17 protein-coding genes are annotated in these 24,121 nt (G+C 56.7%); 10 read left to right on the top strand and 7 right to left on the bottom strand.

Translation table 11 applies throughout. The features are described from left to right. Positions 1-74: 74 nt before the first annotated feature. Positions 75-902: a carbon-nitrogen hydrolase family protein gene (locus Pla52nx_RS31995; RefSeq protein ID WP_146523453.1), complete on the bottom strand. Its 828-nt coding sequence runs from the start codon at positions 900-902 to the stop codon at positions 75-77. Between the two features lie 93 nt (positions 903-995). On the opposite strand from Pla52nx_RS31995, the gene sthA reads away from it, so the two are divergent. The 7 genes from sthA (at position 996) to Pla52nx_RS31960 (ending at position 10,259) form a co-directional block, all read left to right on the top strand. Beyond that, the gene (sthA, locus tag Pla52nx_RS31990) at positions 996-2,447 is read left to right on the top strand and encodes a Si-specific NAD(P)(+) transhydrogenase (RefSeq protein ID WP_146523452.1); all 1,452 of its coding nucleotides are present in this window, start codon (positions 996-998) and stop codon (positions 2,445-2,447) included. A gap of 301 nt (positions 2,448-2,748) precedes the next feature. Further along, positions 2,749-3,870: a M28 family peptidase gene (locus Pla52nx_RS31985; RefSeq protein ID WP_231742798.1), complete on the top strand. Its 1,122-nt coding sequence runs from the start codon at positions 2,749-2,751 to the stop codon at positions 3,868-3,870. After that, positions 3,870-4,247, top strand: coding sequence for a hypothetical protein (locus Pla52nx_RS31980; RefSeq protein ID WP_342190302.1), 378 nt, complete (start codon positions 3,870-3,872; stop codon positions 4,245-4,247). The genes Pla52nx_RS31985 and Pla52nx_RS31980 overlap by 1 nt, the downstream gene beginning before the upstream one ends. 52 nt (positions 4,248-4,299) lie before the next feature. Continuing rightward, entirely contained in the window at positions 4,300-6,099 is a 1,800-nt protein-coding gene (gene pepF, locus Pla52nx_RS31975; protein WP_146523451.1) for an oligoendopeptidase F, read from the top strand. Next, positions 6,096-6,737 carry a DNA-3-methyladenine glycosylase family protein gene (locus Pla52nx_RS31970; RefSeq protein WP_197455106.1) on the top strand — a complete coding sequence of 214 codons (642 nt, stop codon included), beginning with the start codon at positions 6,096-6,098 and terminating at the stop codon, positions 6,735-6,737. Before pepF ends, Pla52nx_RS31970 begins: the two co-directional genes overlap by 4 nt. 65 nt (positions 6,738-6,802) lie before the next feature. Beyond that, the gene (locus Pla52nx_RS31965) at positions 6,803-8,392 is read left to right on the top strand and encodes an MBL fold metallo-hydrolase RNA specificity domain-containing protein (RefSeq protein WP_146523449.1); all 1,590 of its coding nucleotides are present in this window, start codon (positions 6,803-6,805) and stop codon (positions 8,390-8,392) included. Between the two features lie 469 nt (positions 8,393-8,861). Further along, positions 8,862-10,259 carry an FAD-dependent oxidoreductase gene (locus tag Pla52nx_RS31960; RefSeq protein WP_146523448.1) on the top strand — a complete coding sequence of 466 codons (1,398 nt, stop codon included), beginning with the start codon at positions 8,862-8,864 and terminating at the stop codon, positions 10,257-10,259. 6 nt (positions 10,260-10,265) lie between these two features. Here the strand turns inward: Pla52nx_RS31960 and Pla52nx_RS31955 are convergent, their stop codons facing one another. The 3 genes from Pla52nx_RS31955 to Pla52nx_RS31945 form a co-directional block, all read right to left on the bottom strand. Further along, the gene (locus tag Pla52nx_RS31955; protein ID WP_146523471.1) at positions 10,266-11,285 is read right to left on the bottom strand and encodes a DUF1593 domain-containing protein; all 1,020 of its coding nucleotides are present in this window, start codon (positions 11,283-11,285) and stop codon (positions 10,266-10,268) included. Positions 11,286-11,296: 11 nt separating this feature from the next. Next, entirely contained in the window at positions 11,297-13,357 is a 2,061-nt protein-coding gene (locus tag Pla52nx_RS31950; protein ID WP_146523447.1) for an MBL fold metallo-hydrolase, read from the bottom strand. A 488-nt stretch (positions 13,358-13,845) separates the two neighbouring features. Beyond that, positions 13,846-14,964 carry an alpha/beta hydrolase fold domain-containing protein gene (locus Pla52nx_RS31945; RefSeq protein ID WP_146523446.1) on the bottom strand — a complete coding sequence of 373 codons (1,119 nt, stop codon included), beginning with the start codon at positions 14,962-14,964 and terminating at the stop codon, positions 13,846-13,848. Positions 14,965-15,200: 236 nt separating this feature from the next. Here Pla52nx_RS31945 and Pla52nx_RS31940 point away from each other — a divergent pair, with 236 nt between their 5' ends. Next, positions 15,201-16,652, top strand: coding sequence for a sulfatase-like hydrolase/transferase (locus Pla52nx_RS31940; RefSeq protein WP_197455105.1), 1,452 nt, complete (start codon positions 15,201-15,203; stop codon positions 16,650-16,652). Between the two features lie 52 nt (positions 16,653-16,704). Here Pla52nx_RS31940 and Pla52nx_RS31935 read toward each other — a convergent pair whose 3' ends face one another. Further along, positions 16,705-17,406, bottom strand: a complete 702-nt coding sequence (locus tag Pla52nx_RS31935; protein ID WP_146523444.1) for a rhamnogalacturonan acetylesterase — start codon at positions 17,404-17,406, stop codon at positions 16,705-16,707. A gap of 179 nt (positions 17,407-17,585) precedes the next feature. On the opposite strand from Pla52nx_RS31935, the gene Pla52nx_RS31930 reads away from it, so the two are divergent. Both Pla52nx_RS31930 and Pla52nx_RS31925 read left to right on the top strand, forming a co-directional pair. Next, positions 17,586-19,448: an arylsulfatase gene (locus tag Pla52nx_RS31930; RefSeq protein WP_231742808.1), complete on the top strand. Its 1,863-nt coding sequence runs from the start codon at positions 17,586-17,588 to the stop codon at positions 19,446-19,448. Between the two features lie 197 nt (positions 19,449-19,645). After that, a complete protein-coding gene (locus tag Pla52nx_RS31925; RefSeq protein ID WP_146523443.1) occupies positions 19,646-20,533 on the top strand; it encodes a serine/threonine-protein kinase in 888 nt (295 codons plus the stop codon). A gap of 14 nt (positions 20,534-20,547) precedes the next feature. Here the strand turns inward: Pla52nx_RS31925 and hemG are convergent, their stop codons facing one another. Both hemG and Pla52nx_RS31915 read right to left on the bottom strand, forming a co-directional pair. After that, a complete protein-coding gene (gene hemG / locus Pla52nx_RS31920) occupies positions 20,548-22,104 on the bottom strand; it encodes a protoporphyrinogen oxidase (RefSeq protein ID WP_146523442.1) in 1,557 nt (518 codons plus the stop codon). 339 nt (positions 22,105-22,443) lie between these two features. After that, the gene (locus tag Pla52nx_RS31915; protein ID WP_146523441.1) at positions 22,444-23,922 is read right to left on the bottom strand and encodes a hypothetical protein; all 1,479 of its coding nucleotides are present in this window, start codon (positions 23,920-23,922) and stop codon (positions 22,444-22,446) included. Positions 23,923-24,121: the final 199 nt, after the last annotated feature.

The raw sequence follows: 24,121 nt of genomic DNA, 5'->3' as shown, positions 1-24,121 counted from the left end.
GGTGCAGATTTCTATCTTCCGCTTGCGTCAGCGGCCGGACCTCGCGATCTGCCCAGTGCCCGACGGCCCGCGGTTCACTTCACTGGCGACGAGATGTCGCCGTAAAACTCGGGGCGACGGTCGGCGAAACGATCAATCACGTGGGCACCCACCGTGCGTTCAATTCGTTTGTTACGTGCCTGTGCAAGGTCGACGTCGGCATACAGGATCGTCTCACGATCGTCGGGACAACTGGCCAGAACCACTCCATCGGGACCGCAAATGCTGCTGCGTCCACAGAACGAAAACCCGTTTTCCGTGCCCACACGATTCGCCGCAACAAAAAACAGGTGATTCTCCATGCTGCGTGCAGGCGGGACGATTTCGGCGGTCCGCTCGGCCGGATACGGCCAGTTGGTGCCCAAGGCGATCACATCGGCACCCGCCAACGCAAGCAAACGCATCGGCTCGGGAAAGGAGCTGTCGTAGCAAATCGCCAGCCCGATTCGGGTTTCTCCGGCCAACAGGGTTTGATAGGGAATGTCTCCCCGGTCGACAAAACGGTCGATTCCGAGGTGTGGCAGGTGGATTTTTCGATAATGCCCCACGATTCCCGCCGGTCCGATCAACGCAGCGGCATTGAAAAGACGTTCACCGTCGGACTCCAAAAACCCGAGTGTCGCGTGGGCACCGCTTTGAGCTAACTTGGCTGAAATCTGCTTGAAAACTTCATCTTCCAGAGTCAACGCATGGGGCTGGGCTTGCTCGCGAGATTCGTACGCATACCCAGATAGCATGCATTCGGGCATCACCACCAAATCGGCTCCTTCGCCAGTGGCACGGTCCAGCAAATCGATCACACGTGTTAGGTTAGCGGGCACATCGGCAAAGGTAATGTCCGTCTGGACGCAGGCGATCAGCATCTTTATGCCAGTGGTTGGAGGAGTGGGAACCGTTTTTACCCGGCAGCAGTTTAATCTTTCACCGGACAGTCATTTTTACCCAGCAGTGCAGGCATGAGCGAGACAGAGAATCCCACCACACCACCTGATTCGACCCCGATTGATTCAACACGGATTGATTCAACCCCGAGCGACCAATTCGATTTTGATCTGTTTGTCATCGGCACCGGTCCCGGAGGCGAGGGGGCCGCGATGCAGGCACGCAAGGGTGGTATGCGAGTCGGCGTAGCCGAAAGATACCGTCAAATCGGTGGCGGTTGTACCCACTGGGGCACGATCCCCAGCAAAGCGCTCCGCTACACCATCACCAACGTGATGAACGTGCTGAAGAATCCCATGTTCCGCGAGCTGGGAATTCATGCGACACCCTCGATGGAGCAGCTTCGCCGCGGCACGGCATCGATCATCGCAAAACAAGTCTCGATGCGGCAATCGTTTTACGACCGCAACTCGGTCCCGATTTTCAGTGGCACGGCGAGCTTCGTCGACGAGCACACCATCCAGATCCACGGTGAGAACTACACCAGCAAAAACTTTGTGATCGCGACAGGATCGCGCCCGTATCGCCCATCCTCGGTGGATTTCAGCCACCCACGAATCTTTGATAGTGACACGATCTTGGATGTCAAAGATCGCCCCTCATCGATCACGATCTACGGTGCCGGAGTGATCGGAACCGAATACGCATCGATGTTTCGGAACTTGGGCATCAAAGTCAACTTGGTCAACACGCGGAGCAAGCTGCTGGAGTTTCTCGACGAAGAAATCATCGACGCCTTGGCATACCATCTACGCGATCAAGGTGTCGTGCTGCGACATGACGAAGCCGTCGAGCGGATCGAAGGCTGTGACGACGGAGTGATCTTGCATCTAAAAAGTGGCAAGCAGCTCAAGACGGACATCTTGCTGTGGGCCAACGGCCGCAGCGGCAACACGGAAGAACTCGGCCTGGAGAACGTCGGTTTGACACCCAACAGCCGCGGTCAACTGGAAGTCGACGAACAGTTCCAAACGGCTCAACCCAACATCTACGCCGTCGGGGATGTGATCGGCTATCCATCCCTGGCCAGCGCGGCGTACACCCAAGGTCGTGCCGCCGCGATGCACATGCTGGGTCGCATTGACGGCAACTTGCGCATCAACGATATCCCCACCGGGATTTACACCAGTCCCGAAATCAGCTCCGTCGGCAAGACGGAACGGGAACTGACCGCAGCGTGCATCCCCTACGAAGTCGGCCACAGTCAGTTCAAAAGCCTCGCCCGCGCTCAAATCACCGGCTCCACCGTGGGCATGCTGAAACTGCTGTTCCACCGCGACACCAAGGAGATCCTCGGGGTCCACTGCTTCGGTGCCAATGCATCGGAAATCATCCACATCGGCCAAGCCGTGATGAGCGGACCCTGCAACAGCCTGGAGTACTTCATCGAAACCACCTTCAACTACCCCACCATGGCGGAAGCCTATCGGGTCGCCGCCTTGAACGGGTATAACCGTCTGTTCTAGCCCGAATATTTTTTCAGCCGGAGTGCTCTAGCACCGATTATTCATCAGCCGGAACGCGATAGCGTCCGGTTCCGGAGCATAGGAGTGTAAACCGGACGCTATCGCGTTCCGGCTAATGAACCAAATGTAATGTCCTACTTTCAACGAGAACCAAGTCGATACAACCACTTGCGTTGTGGTGGCAGATATCCCATGCAGTATCCAGGCTAGCTGGGCAGTCGTTCGACTCTCCGAGTCGAATTCGAGAATCACCGTCGCTCGACTCTCCGAGTCGAATTCGAGAATCACAGAACCAATCACGATGAGTTCCCCGCATTCCCTATCGACTCGAGCCACCGGCTCGGCGACCCACAGTCGACAGTCGCCCGATTCGCAGCGTCCTGAACCTCGGCATCACGACACGATCGATGCCGCAGCGAATCGCAAATCATCGTTCGGCTTTTGGGGGATGATTCTCCTGACGATCCTCAGTGTCGGCGGACTCTTGATCGCGTGGAATGTGATCACCAACGCCAATCGCGATCCGGACCAGATCGAGCCGCCGGCGGCCGTTGTGATTCCCGCACAATACGACGCCGATCGCGCGATGGCGTACTTGAAACAACTCTGCGAACTTGGCCCCAGACCCTCTGGCAGCGAGGCCATGATCCGCCAGCAGCAGATGCTGACAGAGTTTTTCGAAGCGCGTGGTGCGACCGTTTCCTTGCAAAGCTTTCAAACGCGGCACCCCGAGGACGGCTCCCCGCTCACGATGTCCAACTTGATCGCCACCTGGCATCCCGAACGTCCCAAGCGATACCTGTTGTGCGCCCACTACGACACACGCCCGTTTCCCGATAGCGATCCGGTCAATCCACGCGGAACGTTCATCGGTGCCAACGATGGTGCCAGCGGCACGGCAGGCTTGATGGAGTTGTCGCATCAATTGGGCGATCTTCCATCAGACGTCGGCGTCGACATCGTGCTTTTCGACGGAGAAGAATTCGTTTGGAAATACGGCCGCGACAAGTACTTTCTCGGTTCCACTTACTTCGCCGAACAATACCGCCAATCGCCGCCGCCGGTTCCGTATCAATCGGGCATCCTGTTGGACATGATCGGTGATCGCGAATTAAAGATCTACTACGAGCTGAATAGCCTGCGTTTCGCCAAGCGTCAGTGTGAGAGTCTTTGGAACACCGCCAAACGTTTACGTGTTACCGCCTTCGTTCCTCGCAGCCGACACAAGATCGACGACGACCACATTCCACTGAACAACATCGCTGGCATTCCCACCTTGGACATCATCGATTTTGATTATCCCCGTCCAGGGATCGGCGTTCAATCTTACTGGCACACCGAACAGGACATCCCAGCGAACTGTAGCGGCCAATCCATCGCCGCGGTCGTTTGGGTTGTCCATCAATGGCTCAAGGAGCAGTGATGAACGGGGGAATGTTTGCCGGCGGTCTACTACTCTCCTGCACCCTCATCGCGTTCGCCCTCTGGCTACAGTGGACCGAACGTCAAGGCTGGCCGGGCGAGGAGTACGACGAACAACGTGCCCGCGACCAACTGTACCTGCAGCGCCGCCGGCGATCCCGCAGACTCGTCAACGGGTTGATCGGCCTGTGCGGCGTCCTGATCGGCATCGCCACCTTTGCCGGGATCGGTCGAACCTTTGTCGCTGCGTGGTTGTGCGTGATGGTGGTCCTGTTCGGCGTCGTCATGCTGGCGCTATTGGATGCTTTCCGAACCGTTCGCTACGAAAAAGACAAGCGACGAGACATTCGTCGCGAATCCATTGGCAACGACGATTGATTTGTTTCATTGATACCTTCTTTCAACCTTCACTCTCATTCCTCAATCATTCATGTCCACTGCTACTCTCCCCAGCCGCGATGATGTGGCCGCTTCGGATCGTTGGGATCTGTCCAGTCTGTTTGTCGACGATATCGCTTGGAACGCCGCCTTTACCAAGTTGGAATCCAAGATCCCGACTTACGAAACGTTTCGCGGCAAACTCGGCGAATCGGCAAAAACGCTCGCCCAAGCACTCGACTTTGACAGCCAGTTCGACCGTGACGCTGAACGATTGGGGACTTATGCCTTCCTCAAAACGACCGAGGATCAGGCCGACAGTGATTACCAAGGAATGAAGTCACGTTTCCAGAATCTGGCCGTCCGTGCCGGGCAAGCCGCCAGCTACATGCGTCCCGAGTTGTTGGCAATCGACGAAGAAAAGATGACGCAGTTGATCACCAACCCAGAGTTGGCCCTGTATCGACTGCAACTGGAACGCTTACTCCGTTATCGCCCCCACACGTTGACGGACAACGAAGAACGTTTGTTGGCGATGCAGGGCGAGATGTCCGGCTCAGCGGGAAACGCATTTCGCCAACTTAACGATGCTGATCTGCGATTCGGTATGCTGAAAGATCACGAGGGCAACACGATCGAACTGTCGCATGCGACGTTCGCTCAGTTTCTGCAATGTCCCGATCGGGAAATCCGCAAGAAAGCGTTTCACCAATACTACGAACCCTTTCTGGGACACAAGAACACGCTCGCCGCCACCTTGGCCGGCAGCATCCACCGTGACGTCTACTATGCCCGAGCACGTAACTATTCCAGCAGCCTTGAATCCGCCCTGTTTCCCGACAACGTTCCGGTCAGCGTTTACGAAAACCTGATTTCCGCCGTACGTGATTCGCTGCCTGCCGTACATCACTATCTCGATGTGCGTCGTCGAAAGATGAATCTCAAAGACATCCACCACTACGACACCTACGTGCCGATTCTCAGCGGCATCAAGAAACGCCACACTTGGGACGAAGCCGTTGAGGTGATCCTGGAGTCGCTGCAGCCCCTGGGTTCGGAGTACGTGGGGGCGTTGCATGACGGACTCAGTGGTCGCTGGGCCGATCGCTATCCCAATCGCGGCAAACAAAGCGGTGCCTTCAGTTGTGGCACCTTTGACGGTGATCCCTACATTCTGATGAACTTCAAGCCCGACGTGCTCAACGATGTCTTTACACTGACACACGAGGCAGGTCACTCGATGCACAGTTGGTACTCGTCCAAGAACCAACCCTTTCAGTACTACAACTACGTGATCTTTGTCGCGGAGGTTGCCAGCACGTTCAACGAGCAATTGCTGACCGAACACTTGTTGAAAAACGCCGCCGACGATTCCGAGCGTGCCTACTTGATCAACAACGAATTGGACGGCATTCGTGCGACGGTTGTTCGACAAACGATGTTCGCCGAATTTGAGAAACGCACGCATGAGATGGCGGAAGCCGGTGAGCCGCTAACGGTTGCCTCGTTCCGCGCGGCGTATCGAGAACTGCTGGACGCGTACTTTGGACCCGATTTCGTTGTCGACGATGAGCTGGAAATGGAGTGCTTTCGCATTCCTCACTTCTATCGCGCGTTCTATGTCTACAAGTACGCGACGGGACTCAGCGCCGCCGTTGCCCTGTCACGACGCGTCTTGGAGGGCGGCGAAAGCGAACTGCAGGACTACTTGTCATTCCTGTCCGCAGGTTGCAGCAAAGATCCACTGGATCTGTTGCGTGACGCCGGAGTCGACATGGCCAGCCCGATGCCCGTCAAAACCACTTTGGCGCGATTCGAAGAACTGACGACGGAGCTGGACCAGTTGCTGTGAAAGCACACGGTGCGTTGACGGCCCAGTCGATCGCCGCGGCTGCGCAGACATTGGCTCGCCAGGACTCCTCGCTCGCCGATGTCTTGCGACAACTCGGCCCACCACCGACGTGGAAACGTTCCGGAACCTTTGCGACGCTGGTTCGCATCATTCTGGAACAGCAAGTCTCGCTTGATTCGGCCAAGGCCACCTATGACCGAATCCGTGCCGCATGCGGGGGCCAACTGCGTGCGGATTTGTTGGCGGATTTCTCAGTCGATCAGATTCGCGCACTCGGTGTAACGCGTCAGAAAACACGTTACATCTTGGCGCTCAGAGATGAGGTTCTGACCGGCAGTTTCTCTCCACGCCGATTGGCATATCAAACAGACGACATCGTCAGAGAACAGATCACCGCACGGCTGGGAATGGGTGACTGGACCGCTGACATCTATCTGATCCTCGCTCTGATGCGGCCGGACGTCCTGCCCGTGGGTGACTTGGCATTTGTCAAAGGGCTCAGCGAAATGGACTGCGTCGAATATTGTTCTGCAGAGGAACTTCACGTGCGCGCCGAAAATTGGCGACCGTTCCGTAGTGTGGCGGTGCGGATGGTGTGGCAACAATACGTGTATAATCGCGGCCGCAAGATTCCCTGACAAAGATTCCCTGACAAAACTCCTTGATCAAATCATCTCTCTTACCTCCGTTCTTGAGCCCCTCTATGACATCCATCAAGTTCTGTGGTGCCGCCGGCACCGTTACCGGTTCCTGCTCGTACGTGGACACCGGGGCTCACCGATTTGTCATCGACTGCGGACTCTTTCAAGGCAACAAAACGACCCAGGACTTGAATTACGGTGATTTTCCGTTTGATGCAACCAAAGTCGAATTCTTGCTGCTCACGCATGCCCACATCGACCACTCGGGTCTGTTGCCAAAGTTGGTCAAAGCAGGCTTCTCCGGCACGATCTACGCGACTGAGCCCACCAATGACCTGCTGGAATTCATGCTGCGTGACTCAGCTTTCATTCAAGAGACCAACACCGAACGTTACAACAAGAAACGGGAACGTCGCGGACAGGAACCGTTGGAGCCGCTGTACACGATGGATGACGCCGAGGCGACACTGAAACTGTTGCAGTCGCACGACTACGAACAATGGTTCGAACCTAAACCGGGAGTCAAAGTGCGTTTTTGGAACGCGGGCCACTTGCTCGGTTCGGCATCCGTCGAACTGGTACTCGACGATCAGTTGACGGGCAAACCGATCCGCATGCTGTTTTCCGGTGACCTGGGGCCGGAGGAAAAAGCGTTTCATCCGCCACCGGATGCACCCGAGGGCTACGACTACATCGTTTGCGAGAGCACCTACGGGAACCGGGAACGAGAGGACTATACGCTGGAGAAACGTCGCGAAGCCTTGCAAGAAGAGCTCACCCACGCTCTGGAGCGTGGCGGAAATGTCGTGATCCCTTCGTTTGCGGTCGAACGCAGTCAAGAGCTGCTGCACGACATCGGCTACTTGTTGGCCAACAACATGATCCCGCAAGCCGATGTGTACCTGGATTCACCGCTAGCCCGTCGCGTGACCGACGTCTTCATCAAGTACGCCGGGGAAATGGAGGATATCGAAGTCAACGAGTCGGACCTGTTCCGCCACAAGCGTTTTCACTTGGTCGAGTCGCTCGACGAAAGCAAAGCGATCAACAAGATCAAGAAAGGTGCAATCATCATCTCGGCCAGCGGGATGTGCACCGCAGGTCGAATCAAACACCACTTGCGAAACAACATTTGGCGAAAGGAATGTACGATCCTGTTCGTCGGGTACCAGTCGCCCGGTACGCTGGGACAGATCATCACCAGTGGAGCCAAGTCGGTGCGTATCCACGGCAGCGAATGCAAAGTCCGTGCAGAGATCCGCAGGCTGGGCAATTACAGCGCCCACGCCGACCAAAGCGAATTGCTGAGATGGATCATGCAGCGCAGGCCGATCAGTGGCGGGCTGTTCCTCAACCACGGGGAAGCCGAAGGACGGACCGTTTTGCGAGAACTGCTTGCCGAAAACGGAATGGATGCCGATCGCATCTACATGCCCCAGTTCGACGAGTCGTTTCAACTGCAGCCTGATGGAAAACCGATGTCGACGGGTGCGCCCGAGCCACGTTTGGACCTGACGCAAATTGAAACGGACTGGCACAACGACTACGCCGCCTTCATCCTCGGCTTGGCTTCATCGATCGACAAGATCGACGACCACAAACGCCGCGAGTTGATCGCCAAACTCAACGCCGTACTCACGGCCGCAGATTGATCGCAACACAGTTAGCAATGTTTCGTCATGCTCAGCATGACGAAACACTGCCATTGATTTCACCCGTCACATTTTCCCGGCTACCACGTAGCAGCGTCTCTCGGGACGTGCGGAAAATAAGTGTCCTATCATTTTGCCAAAATCACGCGGAGCGATCATTGATGATCTGGGGTGATCAGATCTCCGAGAGTAGTCGGGATCAATCGAATCTGATCCCGAGGGATAGATGCAGAATGAGGTTAGGGTAGCGCGTCTAACAAATCCACTCAACCAGCGGTCCAGCAAATCACTCTGGCAAATCGACAGTCTGCAAGCCCGGATGGAGAGCCTGTTGGTGGCCCCTTCACGGTTGTGGGTTTCATTGACTGATTAAATCAACAACTTCAGAGGTCGATGAGTTAGAATTGATTGAGCGAACCGCTGAGACATCGATCCATACCTCCAGACGAACAAGACGGAAAGCTGCGTCATGCCCATTACCCGACGACAACTGTTGACTTCATCCATGGCGGCCCCTGCGGCCATGGCTGTCGCCTGTGCTGGCGAGGCTCATGACGCGAGCCGCGATGACATCGTCAGTGAAGCGGCGCGAGAAGTTCCCGTTGTTGATAGCGTCGATGTGCTCGTGTGCGGCGGTGGACCGGCTGGGATTTCGGCAGCCATCTCGGCGGCCAAGTGTGGCGCGAGCGTGCGCATTCTGGAGGCTCACGGTTGCTTGGGCGGCGTGTGGACCAGCGGCATGCTGTCTTACATCATGGATGCTCGAAAACCGGGTTTGAACACGGAGCTGGTCAAGCGTCTGGAATCGATGTCCGGTTATCGATTCGTCGAGCATCAACACTACATGTACGATGTCGAGGCGATGAAGGTCTTGTTGGAAGACTGGTGCGGCGAGCTCGGGATTCGGATGCAGTACCACACACGGGTTGTGGCGGTCGATTTGGATCAAGGCAATCGTGTCCGTGGCGTCGTGACCGAATCAAAATCGGGGCGTCAGGCGTGGCGAGCAAAAACGGTGATCGATACGACCGGAGACGGAGACGTCGGCGCACTGGCCGGCTGCTCATTCGAGATCGGCCGAGATAGCGACTGCCCTTGCCAGCCCATGTCGCTGATGGCGGTCATCACCGCGTCGCCCGAAGCGCTGCGATCCGTGGACACCGGATCCAATCGTGGGAACAAAGACAAGTTCCTGAAGATCATGCGAAGCGCCGGACTGGATCCCTCTTACTCCAAACCGACCGTCTGGCATCTGGGTGGGGCCGTCGCCGCCGTGATGCTCAATCACGAATACAACGTCAAAGCATTCGACGCGGATGCCGTCACCCAGGCGACCATTCGTGCTCGCCGGGAGTTGTACGATATCTCAAAGGCACTTCATCAACTCGGCGGCCCATGGGAAGGCTGTCGACTGGTGACCACTGCCGAACAAATCGGTGTGCGTGACGGTCGGCGAATCAAGGGACGCTACTTCGTCGATGTTAGTGATGTGATGGGTGGTGTTCGCCACGAAGACGCCGTGTGCCGATCGACTTTTTCCGTCGATATCCATGCACTCAGTCGCGAACAGAACAAAACGTCTGCTTACAGTAGCGAAGGTGTGAAAGCCAAGCCCTTTGACATACCCTTGCGGGCTTTGATCGCCCAAGAGGTTGACGGATTGATGATGGCCGGACGCTGTATCAGCGGCGATTTTTTTGCTCACGCCAGCTACCGTGTGACGGGCAACGCCGTGGCGATGGGCGAAGCTGCCGGCGTTTGTGCGTCCATCGCGGCAAGTAAGATGATCTTGCCGCACGAAGTCGCATGGAACGAAGTCGGACCAAAGCTGGGCGAGTTGCGAGAAACCAAAAACAACGGCGAGTGAAAGCGATCAAAGCGAGCCTTTGCACCACGACATACGCAAAGCGAAATCGTTTTGAAATTCGGGACGCCATCGGCTGACGGTTTCGCGGTGATCCATGTCGGGTTGGTCGTCGCGGTACCAGTCATCCACGGCTCGGGCAAACTGTCCGCCCCATCCAGGCTTGGACGGATCGGCGGGGTCGTTGTGCCCTTGGGGCAGAAAGAAAAACCACGACGGCGTGTCACCTTCTTTCATGCAACCATGCGGGTTCGGGCTGGTCCATGTCTTGGTCGGGTACAGGGCGCCCAGTGGCCCGGTGGCTCGCACCTTTGCTTCGATCCACTCGCGAGAGGTCAACGCTTCGTCTCCGGTCAGGTACATGCCGCGAAAGGAAGCGTTGCGTTTATCTGTCCCCTTTCTGGACTTGCTGAGAATGTAAAACATTCCCGGAAACTCTGTCTGCATCCAGTCGGCGATGCCGTCTTGATCGGCAATGTCATACACCCGGAAACGTTTGACAAAGTCCGCTAAGCCGTCGGCCCCGCGTTCTTTTCGCACTCGCCACAATGCCTGCGCCAAATCAGTCTGGCCGCCCCAGATCGTGATGTTCAGGGGCTGGTCTACTGATCCCGCATCGACACGTTGGATCAAGAATTGAGATCCCTCGCTGTCGTGTGCCTCGCCGATGTGCTTTCGTCCTCGGTTCGGATTGCCCGACTTGATGACACTGAGCATTGCAATAGTGTCAGGCCAGCCGCTCGCGTGGCGCAGAAGGTTCTCACGAACCTCTCCGTAGGCGACAACGATCTCGCGAATCAATTCCGGTTTGGTGACCGCCTGTTTCAGTTCCCCGGGGGTCCCCGCCGCCGAGGCAACGAGTCCTTCGATCTGAAACTCATTGCTGTAGACCATCAACCGCACGAGTGACTGCTGGTCATCTGGGTCACCACCGATATCGGTCAGCACCAACAACCGAGGTCGCTCGTCAGCCGTGACCGAGTTGGCGATGAACCCGATCAACAATGCAAGGACCAAAGTGATTCGCATTTTCAATTTGCTTACTCCGGCAGTCGGATCAAAAAGTCAAACAGCTCGCCGTGTCGTTCTGTGTCCAGAGTGATGTCAAAGGGGACGATTCGCACTCCGCCGTCGGTGTCGTCTGTCACGTTGGTGTTTATTTTACTGTTTGAATCAGTGTTTGGCTTTTCGGCGGGAAACGGCTCAGTGCGAAATGGCTCAGTGCGAGTCAGTTTCACCGTGTGTTCATGTCGACCGTCGGCCGGCACGTCGCCCTCGAGAATTGACGGCGTTGCGGTAACGCCGGAGGGTAGCCGAAGCCTGATACGATGATGCTGGGGTCGGTCGCGGAAGTTGCGCACCGAGATCGTAACATCCTGAGAGGTTGCTTGCGTCAAATCGACGCGATACGGGTAAGCCGATACCCAGTAGGGATCAAATCCGTATTCGTAATCCTCCTGTGGCAGCAATTCACGATACAACTGGGCTATTTCCTTGGACCAAGCGTGATAGCGTTGCAGGAATGCCTCTGGCTCGGGCATCACGTAGGAGTGGCTGCCCATCACGATGTCGGGTTTCAGGTCCAAGAGGTACTTGCTGCCGAGAATGTACCCTTCCTCAAAAATGCAACTGTTGCGGCAAACCACGGCTTCGTGTCCGTTCTGTGATTCGTCGCTGGGACTGCCGAATAGATTGTCGCCGGTGAAGGCGATTCGTTTGCCATCGATATCCAGCCACAAGCAGCAGCCAAACTCGGTTTGTCCCGGCATCCAATCGAGGTGGATCGTGTAACCCTCCCATTGAACGGTTTCACCGTTACGAAACGCTTTGTCGATCGTCATGCCGTTGAACCCGTCTCCGTAGGCGGACACGAGTGCGGCGAAGTCGTAGCGTCGTGGATGCTCGCAACGGTCAACGATGCGATCCAGTGTCCAAGCTTGTGCGCCGTATTGCTCTTTCATCGTGGGCCCGAGCAAAAAGTGATCGCCGTGCATGTGGGAGATCCAGAACGCATCGATCTGCTTTAGCCCCAGGTGCTGTCGCATTCCGACGACGATTTCCTCTAACGTCTGTTTGGGGAACAGGCCACAGTCCAGCACCAGTCCTCGTCCGTTATCGGAAACGATGATCGCAAAGTTTCGACCCTGATGCTGATGACTCAGTTTGTAAAGATGTTCTGTCACGCGATTGATATGCTCAACGGGCGTCGGTTGCGAGATCGGATCACGTTTTGCGATGTCTTTGTCGAACACGGGATAGCCACGGACATAACGCGTGCGAAAATACTTCAGTTTCGCTGCGTACTCCGCCAACTGTTCGTCTGCGTGATGAATCACGGGACCCTGCGATGGCAACGCGATGTCGATGTTTTCGCCCTGCAGTCGCTCGACCGACTCGATCAGCGTGTCGACACCTTTTGCAAAGCCGTAGTCCCACTCCGAGTCGAACCAATTGGCCATGCGGGCGCCGTCGTGCATGATGCTGCCGGTCACCGCAATCTTAAGATCACCGTACTGGATCACGAAGCTCATGCCGCCGGGTGACGTTCCGGGCGTGTCCAGGCACTTGATTTCGTAGCCCTGCCAACGAAAGAACTCTCCGGGTTGCAGCGTCGTTGTGATTGCAACAGGAAAGGCTGGTGGCCGAACGTAGCTGGCACCGTAGACGGAATACTTGTCGCCGAGTTTTGGGTACCAACGGCGAAACGCGGTTGGATTTTTCAGCAACTCTCGCTCGGATTCTGACGAGGCAACTCTCGCTCCATTGATTGTCGCGTCGGCAAATCCCTGGCAATTCTCACGATGATGATCGGTTAGCAACACCCATTCCAACTGACGCACACCGATCTCTGACAGTTGGTCAACGACCAAGCCATCCCCCAGGTTGAACAGCAAGGCTTTGTCCGCCGACCGTAGCACGTAGACGTTCGCAGTGTCGGTCCATTGGAACAGATCAGGAATCTCTGGACTCACGAGACGCAGCGACGACGATTCCTTGCCACTGCTGTGATCGTCCTGTGCCGTGCATTCTGGGCAGTTGATCCATGCCATCGTCATCACCAGGGCGATCATCGCGTGATGACGGTGGAGAGATTGAGTCATGTTTCTATCCGTTTGCTGTTAGCCGGTTTATTGAGTGATTCATTTCTTGGCGCCACGGTTTCGTTCCACACGTCACCTCCCCCAAGGAAGAGACTGCTGATTTAGTGAGCCGCAAGGCGCTAGCCGCGGGCCTAATGGTGCTGCCCCAACCCTTCGAGGCCCGTGGCTAGCGCCATCGGCTCACAGTGATAACGAAAAACGATTAAATCAGCAGTCTCAGGAACTTGGGGGAGGTCGAGCAAAGCCGTTCAGGCGAATGCGAGGGAGGGGCATGCGTGAAGGAATACGGTTGGCGGCGCGTAGCCCCCCGATTCTTGCTTCGCTCGATCCGACTTGCCCCTGCTGCGAAGATTGCTGGTTGAATCAACATTTGGAACGCCAGGGCGAGCCGTAGGGCCGTAAGACGCCGGGCAGTGTTTATTGGACGGTTTCTGAAGAAGCTGGGCAGTGCGAAAGGCCCGGTTGCTCACGCATCGCGGCTCACTCAATCATTCGCCTGTTGAGTGCTTGTCCCGCAAGTGCTTGAGGAGAAACTTTCGTTGCATGTCATTGATCTCTGGTTTGGCAAACTCGGGGCCGCCGTGCCCGGCGTCTTGGATCAAGTGGAGTGTTGATTCCACGTTGACCGATTTGAGAGCCTTGTCCATCGCTTCGCTTTGGTTGGGCGGGACGGTCCGATCGTCCGTGCCGTGGATGATCAGAAAGGGAGGGTCGTCCTTGTCGACATAGGTGATCGGATTGACACGCTTGATGCCTGCTTCGTTGGTCAGCACGTCGCCGCTGCCGAGCAGCTTTGATTCTGGCGAGCCCGCTTTGTCGTGCTGTTCGTAACCGGGCGTCGAGACGAACGCTTTGAAATCGGTGGGACCATAGTGGTCCACGACTGCTTGGACGCTGCTTGATTGATCCGGCCAGCCTCCCGTGCCCTCGAATTCTTTCACGCCGCCGGATGTGCCCATCAGTGCGACCAAGTGGCCGCCTGCCGAGCTGCCGCCAACTGCGATACGATCGGGATCAATTTTGTACTTTTCCGCGTGAGCGCGCAGGTATCGGATCGCGCACTTGCAGTCTTCGATCTGCGCCGGGAACGGGGCCTCTCCGGTCAAGCGATACTCGATCGTCGCCCCCACGAAACCTTCGCGAACCATCGGAATGACTTTCCCGACTCCACCGTCTTTGGTTCCCCCTTGCCAGCCTCCGCCGTGAATCCATACATAGGCGGGCTGGGGTGAATCACGCTTTTCCTTGGGCAGCACGATGTGCATCGTCAGGTCTCGATCACCACCTTTTCCAAAGACAACATCTCTGAGCACATTGACGTCCGCGGGAGCCCCCTGTCCAGCTCCACGCGGATTGCGTCTGGTGTCCCCGCCAGCAAAGTCCTCCTTCGTCAGCTCGCCATCACCGTTGCGATCCAGCCGCGTGAACAGGCGTTGTGGAGCCTTGAACTCGTCTTGGGTCACTTTGCCATCCTTGTTCGCATCTTCACGGCGAAGGACTTCGTCAAACGAAATCCTCGGGCGCTGTCGCTGAGAATCTTGTGCATCCGCGAAATGAAGCGGCATCGTAATGATCGCCAAAGTGGTCAGAGTTGCGATGAATCTCATGGACGATCCCTTGCATGTCGGTTGGAGGGTGAGATTGTCGATCGGGAACATTGTGAGTGAGTCGCGGTTTGAACGAAAAGCGTAGTGAGCGAAATGGGCTACATTGGCCGTCCGCGACGGATGCCATTCGATGATACCAGTTTGCCACTCCCAGCATGTCAGCCGGTTTGACGATTACCATGGCTTTTGTCCAGCCACGACTTTCGCAGCGAACACAATTGCCAGAGGTTTTGAACATGAACCGAAATCACGTCGCCTCCTTTCCCTTGCTCGTGCTCCTGTTTTCTGCGGCGATGGCGGATTTGCGAAACGTTTTCGCGGACGCTTCTGCAGACCGTCCTCATTTCATCGTGGTGATGGTCGATGACATGGGGTACGAGGGTGTCAGTTGCTTTGGGAATCCGTATTTTAAGACACCCGAGATCGATCGTCTGGCGGCCGAAGGAATGAAGCTCACAGATTTTCATTCATCAGGTACGGTGTGCTCACCGACTCGTGCAGGGCTGTTGACCGGTCGCTACCAGCAGCGATCAGGAATTGAAGCCGTCATTCATCCTGTCGCTGATCATCCCGAACATCGCAAGGGACTGAAACTGGACGAGGTCACCTTTGCAGAGTTGCTTACCGATGCCGGTTATCACACCGCTTTGATCGGCAAGTGGCATCAAGGCTATCCACAGAACTCGGCCGACTACCATCCTCAAAATCATGGCTTCGCAGAGTTCATCGGATACCACAGTGGCAATATCGACTTCGTGAGCCATATCGGTGATCACCAGAAGCACGATTGGTGGCACGGTCGCGATGAAGTGCACGAAGCGGGCTACTCAACCCATCTCATCAACCAACACGCCGTTGAGTTTGTTCGACATCATGCGGCGAGCAAGCAGCCGTTTTGTTTGTACATTGCCCACGAAGCCATCCACAATCCTGTCCAAGTGCCCGGTGACCCGGTGCGACGTACGGAACAGGCATGGGATCGGTGGAAATGGCAAACGGTTACGCCGGAGCATCGCATTGAAAAGTACCGCGGCATGACTCTGCCGATCGACGATGGCATCGGTCAACTGCGTCGCACAGTTCAAGAACTGGGCATTGCGGAGAACACGCTGCTGTTGTTCTTTTCTGACAATGGTCCCGCTGGCGATTTTCCGAGCGGCAGTCCCGATCTGCGTGGCGGAAAAGGCAGCGTCTACGAAGGCGGACACAAGGTTCCCGCAATCGCTTGGTGGCCGGGCCACATCACTGCGGGCTCCACCAGTGACCAGCCGGTGATCACTCTCGACGTGATGCCAACTCTGCTAAACCTTGCCGACATCGACGTGGATGTTGCGACGCATGCCAGACCACTGGACGGGGTTGATTTGACCCCGCTGTTGCTGCACGAAGAGGCGCTTGCCGAGCGTCCGCTTTACTGGGCTTCGCTTTCCAATCAGGGCGCGCGATCCGAAGCCCTTCGCTCAGGTGATTGGAAGCTGGTCGTCCATCATCCAAAGGCTTCGCCAGGAACGTTTCAGAATCCCAAGCTGGAACTTTACCACCTGCGGATGGACCCCGCTGAGAAAGTCGACCTTGCCAGCGAACAACCCGAACGCACGGCCAAGCTCTGGCAACAGTTTCAAAGTTGGTATGCCGAAACTCAATCCACCGCCACACCACAGCTTGGAGGTTGGCGGCCGATCCCATGAGTGATTTCTCGGGCAAGAGTGCCCAAGCTACAGGAGTTATTCTCCACACGTCTCAGTTTGTTTCTCTCCGTACATGACTTGCGATCTCAGGGATGAGCGTTTTAAGTTCGCTGAGAATGAGGTTCGCGGTAGCTTGTGCGCCTTCGGGACTGAAGTGCGTTTTGTCGTTTTCGTTGAAATCGTAAGCCGCAGTTGCCTCTGGGCCGATCTGGTTATGGTGTTCCACGCTGATCGAATAGAGATCGACGAACGGAACCGATTGTTCGCGGGCTACCGCCTGGGCGGCTTTGGCAAAGGAAGCCAGATTGCCGAGGAGATTCTGTTCTCTTGGTAGAATCTTGCCGCGCTCGTCGAAGTTTCGACGGGTCACGGAACTGAACACGATCGGCTTGGCTCCCGCCGCTTTGATACGCTGCACATACGATGTCAGTTTGGTTCGGTAAACATCGGTGCCGTACCTCTTTTGATCATTGTGTCCGAACTGAATGATCACGTAATTCGGCTTCAGTTCCAGTAACTCGTCAAGCTTCTTTGAGAGCGACTCGAGCGTGGCACCGTTTTTGGCAAAGTGCAAGACTTGAATGGTCTCATCGAATCGCTTTTCCAACGCTGGGCCCCAACCATAGGTGGTCGCAACCGTGGAGTCGCCGATCAATCCGATCTTCAGTTTGTCATCTTGAGCGACAGCGTGCTGAAACAACAGAAGAGCCAAGAGTGAACTGGCGAGTACACGAAAATGCGAAATGGATTGCATGTCATTGAGTTCCTGGAGGGCTGGGAATGGCGGCGAAGAAGTTTCGATCAACCCACACCACTAACCCACACAACGGAATGATCAAAACTGACGGGGCGTTTCGGTTGGGTTATCATGATAGGACTTTTGCTCGACGAACAGATTTTGATTCTAACAACGTGGAATTCGACGTGTCCTCAATGATTTGTTTCACTCGCAAACGTTTGCTCGATTTGGTCCGGTCGATTGGCTTCGGCTTTCAGCTATCCATGGCGTGTCTGCTGGTTGCAAGCGTCGGAATCACGAGCGCAAGTAACGCGTGTGCGGATGGAAAATCGCCCAATGTGTTGGTGATTCTGGCGGATGATCAGGGGTGGGGGGATTTGAGTTTGCATGGCAATCCGAATCTGTCCACGCCGAACATTGATTCGCTGGCAAGGGATGGGGCTCAGATCGATCACTTCTATGTTTGCGCCGTTTGTTCCCCGACGCGGGCGGAGTTCTTGACGGGGCGATACCACACTCGCATGGGCGTCTACAGCACCTCGGCCGGCGGTGAGCGATTCAACGTGGATGAGCGGACGATCGGTGACGTGTTTCGCGGGGCCGGTTATGCGACGGCGGCGTACGGCAAGTGGCACAGTGGCATGCAGTGGCCGTACCATCCCAACGCTCGCGGCTTTGACGACTTCTACGGGTTTTGCAGCGGACACTGGGGGAACTATTTCTCGCCGATGCTGGAGCACAACGGCCAGATCGTCGAGGGCAAGGGATTCATCGTGGATGACTTGACGAGCCATGCGATCGATTTCATTTCGGCACACAGCAATTCCGCGGACAGTGAACCTGAGCAGGGCAGCGAGCCCTTTTTTGTCTACCTGCCGCTCAACACGCCTCACTCGCCGATGCAGGTGCCCGATCCGTTTTGGGACCGGTTTGCGGACAAAGCAATGGTGCCCGATCCGGCTCCCGAAAACGCCAAAGGCCAAGACATTCAGCACACACGTGCGGCGATGGCGATGTGTGAAAACATCGATCACAACGTGGGACGCTTGCTGCGTCACTTGGACGAGCAGAAGTTGGCCGACAACACGATCGTGGTTTACTTCAGCGACAACGGTCCCAATGGCAAACGCTTCAACGGCGGAATGCGTGGTCGAAAAGGCTCGACAACCGAGGGCGGTCTGCGTTCGCCGTGTCTGATCCGCTACCCCGCTCAGATTCCAGCAGGAACGCATGTCAAACAGGTCGGGGCGGCGATCGATTTGTTGCCCACGCTGGCGGATCTTGCGGAGATCGGATGGGAGCAGCAGAGGCCCTTGGACGGGATTTCATTGGCCGATGCGCTTCGGCAGATGTCGACCGGGCCGACCGACCGTCTGCTGTTCAGCGCGTGGGGCGGCAAAGCGACGGTGCGTTCCCAGCAGTATCGGATGCAACGCGACGGCAGCTTGTATGATTTGGCGGCCGACCCTGGTGAGACGACCGACATCGCCGGGCAGAGGCCGGAGATTGCAGGCAAGATGAAATCCGCATTGGATGCGTGGATTGCCGAAACGAAACCGCTTTCTCGCGACCACAAGGAGACACGTCCGTTTCCGCTGGGGCATCCGCAGGCCACTTGGACCCAGTTGCCCGCGCGGGATGCCAAATCGACCGGCGCGATCGTGCGAAGCAACCGGTTCCCCAACTGCACCTTCATGACGAAATGGACCAACACGCGGGACCAGATCACATGGGACGTGGACGTGCTGGCCGAAGGTGATTTTGAAGTCCAAATGTACTACAGCTGCCCGGCCGAAAGCGTCGGGTCGACCATCCGATTGACTTGTGGTGAATCGACTTTGGACGCCGAGATCAGTGAGCCCAATGATGCCCCGCTGATCGGGATGAAAGAGGACCGGCTGCAGCGTGCCGAGGGCTATGTCAGACGCTGGAAACCGATGACCTTGGGCCAGATTCATTTGGAGCCCGGTCGGACCACGTTGGCCTTGAGGGCGACTGATGTCCCTGGTGAGCAAGTGGCCGACATGCGTTTGTTGATGTTTCGTCGCTTGCCGTGAGCCATTGGCCGTTTCTTCTTTTGGGGCCATTGTTTGGGGCGCTATCCGGGATCTATTCACTGAGAATCGCCTGGTTTTGCTTCGTTCGAACCAGAAAAACTGTAATCACAGACGCGTTTTTGACGATTGCGAGATCAGGTGGCTTGCGGTACGCGCCGCGGGAGACACCTCTTCGAACGCGATGGCTGTGAGCAACTGTGGCCCAACTGAAAATCTTTGGTGGTCAACCCGAACGCAATCGTCCGTTGCGATGCGGTAGCCGCTTGGACAAATATCGAATCGTTGGACGGCTGGGTGAAGGCGGATTTGCGACGGTGTATTCCGCCGTGGACCTTGTCGAAGATCGACGCGTCGCGCTCAAGATTCCCGATGAACGGTACTCGACCAACTCGCAAACCCTGGACGATTTGCAACGCGAAGTCCGGATCATGGCCAAGTTGGATCATCCAGGAGTTCTGCAACTCAAGGATGCACGGTTCATCGACGACCGGTTCGTGATGGTCTTTCCCTTGGGGCAGGAATCGTTGTGCGACCGCTTGAGCCGCCGGTTGTCTCGTTCGACGACGGTGGACTACATCTTGCAGATGGTCGATGCGGTCGCATACGCACACGAGAACCGGGTGCTGCACCGCGACATCAAGCCAGAGAATTTCATCCTGTTTCCCAACTACGAGATCCGATTGACGGATTTTGGGCTGGCGCGAGTCGAGCAGGGAACGCACGACGTTTCGGCTTCGGGAACACTCGGCTACATGGCTCCCGAGCAAGCCATGGGGCACCCCAGCTATCGCAGCGATGTATTCTCGTTGGGATTGGTGATCTATCGGATGCTCTCGGGCGAGATCCCCGATTATCCCTTCGAAGCACCGCTGCCGGGATTCAATCGACTACGCCGTGGACTTTCACGTGAGTTTGTTGATGTGATCCGCAAGTCGATCGATCCTGCGCCCAAGAAGCGGTTTCGTGATGCGGTCGCGATGTACAACGCGATGGCCAAGATTCGCTATCCGCTGAGCGATCAGACCGGAAATCGCAAAGTGGCCGAGCAGCAGTCGTTACGGCGCTCGTCGCGACGGGCTGCGTGAGAGAGGACCACACCCTAGCGATCTGAAGGGTCGGGCGACAGTTGTTCCACGATTTTCTTGGCCGTGGATTCGGCTGCTGAGATCACGGGGGCGATGCCGACACCGTGCAATGCGTTGCTGGTCATTTCCAGTGCAGGCAGCTTGGCGAGGTTCGATTCAATTTGACGGACACGTTCCAGGTGCCCGACGTGGTACTGAGGCATCGCCGCGTTCCAACGAACAACCGCCGCGTACACAGGATCACCGGACAGACCGACCAGATCGGCAAGTTCTTCGCGAGCGATTCGGATCAATTGATCGTCGTCTCGTTCCAGCAGTTCGCTTTGGAGCGCGCCGCCCATGAAGACGCGTACGATCAGATGATCGTCGTCGCATCGGCCGGCGAATTTGACGCTCGCAAAGCTGCCGGCCAGGATCCTGCGTCGTTCGAGCATCGGGACCACAAACCCGAAGAAGTCAATCGGCTTGGAGATCTGGTCTTTGCGAACCACCAACACCGCGATGGCCGCGGATGCGGATTCGATTTGCGAGAGTTGATCTGCAGCAGCGTTTGCGGCTGGTTTCAAATCGTTTGTTGGAATGGTTTGCAGCAATCGGGCGCTGACGCGGGCTGGGGTGGCCAAGACGACGGCGTCGCACTGGATTTCGTGATCGCCGGTTCGGACCGCCCAGGTTTTCTGTGATGCGTTCCAATTCAGTGACTGAACGTCTGCTTGTGTTTGGATCGTCTGATCGGGCAACGCGGCGGTGAGGGACTGGATCAGTTGGATCATGCCGCCGCGGAAAGCACGAAAGTTGTGGTAGCGGGCACCGGCGCTGTTTCGTTCTGTGCCGTCGCTGCCCTCCCGCTTGCGTCGTCTGGTCGCTGCGGTCAGCGAGCCATGCTGGCGGACCATCTCGGCGATGGGTGCCATGGTGGCAAGCATGCTGAGGCGCTCAACGTCTGCCGTGTAGATCCCGGCGACAAGTGGACTGACGATCTTGTCCAGGACGGCTGTGCCCATGCGTCGGCGGACGAAGTGGGCGACGCTTACATCGCCATCGGGGTCCGCTGAGTTTTGCCCAGTATTTCCTTCTGTGTTTTGCTGCTTGTTTCGGTGCGCACTGTTTTCCGGGCGGACCCAACGCTCGGCCAGCAGCCTCAGCTTGGCCAAGGGGGACAGCAGCGGCGTGGTGATCATCGGCCAAACGCGGGTGGCACGCATCAGGACAAACCCGTCGGGGATGCGTTGCAATCGTCCTTTGAAAACGATCATCGCACCGGCGTCGTCGGTGTTGGGCAAGATCAGTTGGTCGGCGACGCCGAGACGTTCGCAGAGTTTTAATGCGGCGGGCGGCTGGGTGGCGAACATGTCGGCACCGTGATCGAGCACGAAAGATTGACCGCTGGGAAGCGTCACCTGTTGTGTGTGGATCACGCCGCCGACGCGGTCAGCAGACTCCAGAACGGTGAGTTGCAAACTGGGGTCGAGCAAGTGCAAATGCACGGCCGTGGCGAGACCCGAAAGTCCACCGCCGATGATCACGACACGGCGTTGAGCGGATGATAGAGAGGACGATGAATCTGACATGGAGTCTCAGCAAACGACATTCGTGTGGCTAGCCCGGATTATTCATCAGCCGGCACGCGATAGCGTCCGGTTCCCGATCACAGGCGCGAGAACCGGACGCTATCGCGTGGCGGCTGGTAGACGCAACCTGTTTTCGTGCCAATCCGCGTAAGCCGTTTCTTGCAAACGTATTGCGAAGACTGTAGTGAGTCGCGTGAACAATCCGGGCTCGTGGTCTAGGACAGCTAGAAGTTAGGGTTTGCCGTAGTGGATCTTGTCAAAGATCCCACCGCTACAGGATCTTTAACAAGATCCACTACCCTAAAGATAAGCTGTTCCAGACCACTAGTGGCATCCGGTCTAGTTGCCCCGGTTCTTCATCGCTTCCATCGCCTCTTTGTAACCGCCATTGGAACTGTCGGATGTTGGCGGACTGGACGACGGGCCGCTGCCTCCCTGTGATTGTCCGTAGGATTCCCCGTAACTTTCCATGTTCATTGCTTCCATGCCTGTTCCCATGCCTTCCTCACCATAGCCGCTACTGTAGCTATCGTATGCACCGTCGTTGTAACCGTAGGGATTATTGTTCCCGCGTCCCGGTCCGGTCGACATGTTCGCCACCGCCATCAGGGTGCCCACGGCGGGTCCGACGAAGTTGTCGAACACAGGGTCCATCGCCACGTGCATTTCTTCGGCCGTGGTGGCTTGTGCCATGGGATTGACCATGGGAGTGATGAGATCGGGGATCATGGACGTCATGCCTCCGGCCAAGTATGACCCATTTGGCGTATCGGCGAGCTGTTGCGTTTGTTCGCTGATTGATTTATCCCATTCATCGGCGCTCGCTTTCTCTACCCAATGTCCGTCGACGGCGATGAATTGAACCAGCGTTTTGACCGTCCCCATGGTGACTTCGACCGTGGCCACGCCATCCTTTTCGCCTTTCAGTTGGAAAGACAGCAGGTTGGCGGCGCCAGAGAGTTCGTTCAGTTCAGCGATGTAGGGTGCCATCGCTTGATCGCGTTGCATCAACCACGATCGAAACGGTGTGCTTTGAAACGCGGCCAGATCAAATGCTTTGGGATCAAGCCCCACTCGGATCAGCCCGGCGACGGGCAACAGCATCTCTTTGATCGCATCGGCCGAGCCGTCTTCCATCGCGGCGAATCTGGGATGTGAGAACACCCAGCGTTGTTTGGTCACGATGACATCGCCGATTTGGTGAATCGAGCTGATGATGGATTGCAGCGTGGCGGCATCGATTTTCGCGGCGGCGGTTTTGGCCAGTTGCTCGATATCGGCTTGGTACTTCGGCGGCAAGGCATCGAAGGCGGCGATGATGTGTCCGGCTTGCTGCTGTTGTTTGCTCCATTCCAGTTGGTCGATGACCGACATGCCGGACTTGAAGGGAACGTAGGTGGCGGCGGGTGGAGGCTCGGGCAAGGGAGTCGGTGCGGGCGCGGCGGCTTCTTCGGCGGCGCTCTTGATTTCGCCCACGATGGTTTCTCGAAAGGTGACTTGCTTTCGCGCCAGTTCTTGGGCTTGGATACGACTCTCGGCTTGCAAATTCAGCAAGTTGACGGTGACGCGGCGACCGCCATCGAGTTGCAGCACGACGCTGTCGCCCCAGAGCCCGATCATCTTGGCATCAATGGTCTTGGTGCCACCCAATGCCGTCCATCTCTCGGCCTGTGCGGTTGAACCGATGAACGAAGCGACGATGGCAAAACCGATGACCAGGGAGTTCGGGTTGCAGCGCGATCGAGTGGTCTGCTCACCGGCGCGGCGTTTTGGTGCTCTCAGGTGGCAGGATCGGGAAGGATGTCGTTGGTGGATCATGGCAAATGAGGGATTGCGATTTTGGGGGCGGCGGCCTGACAGGATAGTTTGGGCTGCCGGGCGGTGTTGTGAATTGGGTGTCACAACGAGCTGGTCAAACCCAGTATATTGGTTCTCGGGCCGAAAGTCCGCCCAGATTTCAGCGAAGTTGTGATCTGCGGGCAATTGTGCGCCCGCCCCCCTGCCGGAATGCACGGAT

The organism is Stieleria varia (assembly GCF_038443385.1).
GTDB lineage: Bacteria > Planctomycetota > Planctomycetia > Pirellulales > Pirellulaceae > Stieleria > Stieleria varia.
This window is presented reverse-complemented; position numbering and strand designations above follow the sequence as displayed.